Source organism: Arthrobacter sp. H41, from assembly GCF_000520535.1.
In the GTDB taxonomy this organism is placed as follows: Bacteria; Actinomycetota; Actinomycetes; order Actinomycetales; family Micrococcaceae; genus Arthrobacter_D.
Genome location: NZ_KI914820.1, coordinates 1 through 2906, shown reverse-complemented (window position 1 = coordinate 2906; position 2906 = coordinate 1). Strand labels below are relative to the sequence as shown.

Here is a 2906-nt window from a genome sequence, read left to right as displayed (position 1 = left end):
AATTCGGAGGGAATCGCAGCGCCCTTCCACGAGGAGAAATCGAGCTGCCGGAGCTCGTCCAGCGTGGCATCGGCTACATCTCCCGAGCCGTTCGACGTCCGGTCCAGCGTGGAGTCGTGGATGCAGACGAGCTGCTCGTCCCGCGTCAGGTGGACATCGCACTCCACGCCGTCGGCGCCGTCGGCCAATGCCTGGAGAAACGCGGCACGGGTGTGCTCGGCGAACTTCCCGCTCGCTCCCCGGTGGGCAAAGATCACTTGACGCACGCGCTGCACCTTTCCTTCGGCTCTACCCGGACGTTTCGTTACCACGCTACGCGAGAAGGCGACTCCCGGTGCCCTGCGGCCCGGGCTCCTGCGGCTGCCGTGGCTAGACTGGCACCTGTGGATGGAGAAGCAATCGGCACCGAGGACCAGCGTGCCGCAGGACTGCGGCGCATGAAAACCTTCGCAACAGGCATGCTGGTGGTGATGGCGGTCATCTTCCTCGGAGCGTTCGCGCTCCAGGATGAGTATCCCTGGCTCCAGTACGTCCGGGCGGCCGCTGAAGGCGGGATGGTGGGTGCGCTTGCCGACTGGTTCGCGGTGACGGCGCTCTTCAAGCATCCGATGGGCCTGAAGATTCCGCATACCGCGATCATTCCGCGGAAAAAGGACCAGATCGGCCTTTCCCTCGGACAGTTCGTCGAGGAGAACTTCCTCTCGGAATCGGTGGTCCGTTCGAAGCTGGACACTGCACGGATTGCGGAGAAGGCAGGAGCCTGGCTGGAGCGGCCGGAAAGCGCAGACCGCGTCGCCGCGGAGGGTGCCGCGCTGATCCGGGGGATGTTCACGGTACTCAACGACGACGCCGTGCAGGGCGTCATCGAATCGATGGTGCGTAAGCATGTGGTGGATCCCCCGTGGGGCCCGCCCGTGGGGCGCATGGCGGAGCGTATCTTCAACGAGGGTCATCACCACCGCCTTGTCGATCTCCTCGTGGACCGTGCCGCGGACTGGGTGGATGCGAACTACTCCGTGGTCACGCGCGTGGTGGCCCAGCGCTCCCCCACCTGGGTACCCCGGCTCGTGGACGGCGTGGTGGGCGACCGCGTATATGCAGAGGTTTCCAAGTTCATCCGGGCGGTTCAGGACGACCCCCGCCATGAGGTTCGGATCGCCCTCGACAAGTACCTGAAGGACCTCGCCGGCGACCTGCAGCACAGCCCGGACACCATTGCCAAGGCCGAGGAGATCAAAGCCCAGCTTCTTGATGATCCCCGGGTGAGGGACCTCACGGCCCGGACCTGGTCGACCGTCAAGTCGGCGCTGCTCGAAGCCGTCAACGATCCCGACAGCGAGCTCACCACGAATTTCAAGGCGGCCGTCCGGGACTTCGGTTCGCGGCTGTCCCGGGATCCCGAGCTCGCCGGCAAGGTGAACCGCTGGATCTCCGACGGCGCCGCCTACGCCGTCCGCACCTACCGCAGCGAGATCGCGGGAGTCATCTCCGAGACCGTGGAACGGTGGGACGCGAAGGAGACCTCACGCAAGATCGAGCTGCAGATCGGCAAGGACCTGCAGTTCATCCGCATCAACGGCACAGTGGTCGGCGCGCTGGCCGGACTCACGATCTTCGCCGTGGCGCACGCGATCTTCGGCTAGTTCCGCGCCCGGGCTTCCGGGGAATCAAGGGTGTTCGCGAGTTCGCCGGGAATGGTCTGCGGAAGCGGACCGAACGCCAGCCGGGTGGCCTTGATGACCGCCTTGCCCATCATGTGGTTCCCCGTACCACCGATCACCGCGCCGACGCCGAAGGGGAGTGCCCTGCCCAGCATCATGCCGCCCTGCTTCGCGAGGATCCGGCGCAGGAACTGCCGCCGTATGGTTCCGGCGAGACCGCGGACCATCGAGGTGGGAGCCGCTTTTCCCACCAGGTTGCCCCAGTGCTGGGTTGCCCCGGAACCCGCCGAAGCCCCCAGCGTGGAGGTGATGAGGGCAGTGCCCTCCTCACCCATGAGGATTGCCATGACCATGGCCCGGGAGCGCTCAGGGTCATCGGTGCGGATGCCGTGAAGCTCCGCGATCGACTCCGCGTACAGCGCCGTAGCCTCGAGGAACCCGACGGTGGCGGCAGCGGAGAGTCCGAGTGAAGCGATGGTCCCCACGGTCGGCACTGCCGCGGTTGCACCGACAGCGGCGCCGGTGACCGTGGTCGCCCGAAGGTAGTTCCGCTCCAGCAGGATGGCCAGTTCGGCCGGTGACGCCTGCGGGTTGCTGCGGCGGACCCGGCGCAGGTTGGCCAGCACAAGCGGCCGCTGCACGTCGAGGGCCCGCTCGATGGCCCGGGCGATGGAGGGCGTCGGATTGCCGTCCTGGTCGAACATCGCGTTGTTGGCTGCCTTGGCCGCGGGATGCGGCCGCTTCCGGCTGAACGGGTTCTTCGGCATTGTTTCCTTTCCTTGCCGGCAGAACCGGCGAACGTCACGCGCTTCAAGTCCAGGTTCGCGGATACGGGGCGGGCCCTTCCAAAGGGGGGCTGCGCACCGCTGGAACCTTCGAGAGTGGAAAGGCGCCGCCGGATATCCGGCGGCGCCTTTCCTGTCCCCCACGCTGTTCCCCCAAAGGTTCAGGTGGGATCCGTTGCAACAGTGTCGCTTAGACGCGCGAACCCCGCTTGGTGACGGCACCGTAGATGACGAGGACGATGAGTGCGCCGAGGACGGCGAACAGGATCGACGGGAGCGAGAACGTCGACGAGGTATCGACGCTGAAGACCGCGTTGGCGATGAATCCGCCCAGCAGTGCGCCGACGACGCCGAGGATCATGGTGATCAGCCATCCGCCGCCCTGCTTGCCGGGCAGGATCAGCTTGGCGATGGCGCCGGCGATAAGGCCGAGAATGAGAAATGCGAGGAAGTGCAACAT

The 2906-nt window shown here is 66.2% G+C and carries 4 protein-coding genes; 1 reads left to right on the top strand and 3 read right to left on the bottom strand.

Annotated elements, in window-relative coordinates; all coding sequences use genetic code 11:
* Positions 1-266 (bottom strand): glycerophosphodiester phosphodiesterase (locus tag Y705_RS20055; RefSeq protein WP_275450819.1); only part of this gene is annotated, 266 nt, incomplete at its 3' end.
* 117 nt (positions 267-383) lie between these two features.
* Between Y705_RS20055 and Y705_RS0113635 the strand changes: the two genes are divergently transcribed.
* Positions 384-1643: a DUF445 domain-containing protein gene (locus Y705_RS0113635; protein ID WP_026533261.1), complete on the top strand. Its 1260-nt coding sequence runs from the start codon at positions 384-386 to the stop codon at positions 1641-1643.
* Here Y705_RS0113635 and Y705_RS20050 read toward each other — a convergent pair.
* Together Y705_RS20050 and Y705_RS0113625 are read right to left on the bottom strand one after the other, a co-directional pair.
* Entirely contained in the window at positions 1640-2428 is a 789-nt protein-coding gene (locus tag Y705_RS20050) for a hypothetical protein (RefSeq protein WP_049822777.1), read from the bottom strand. The two genes, Y705_RS0113635 and Y705_RS20050, sit on opposite strands and share 4 nt — an antisense overlap.
* 208 nt (positions 2429-2636) lie before the next feature.
* The gene (locus tag Y705_RS0113625) at positions 2637-2906 is read right to left on the bottom strand and encodes a GlsB/YeaQ/YmgE family stress response membrane protein (RefSeq protein WP_444826190.1); all 270 of its coding nucleotides are present in this window, start codon (positions 2904-2906) and stop codon (positions 2637-2639) included.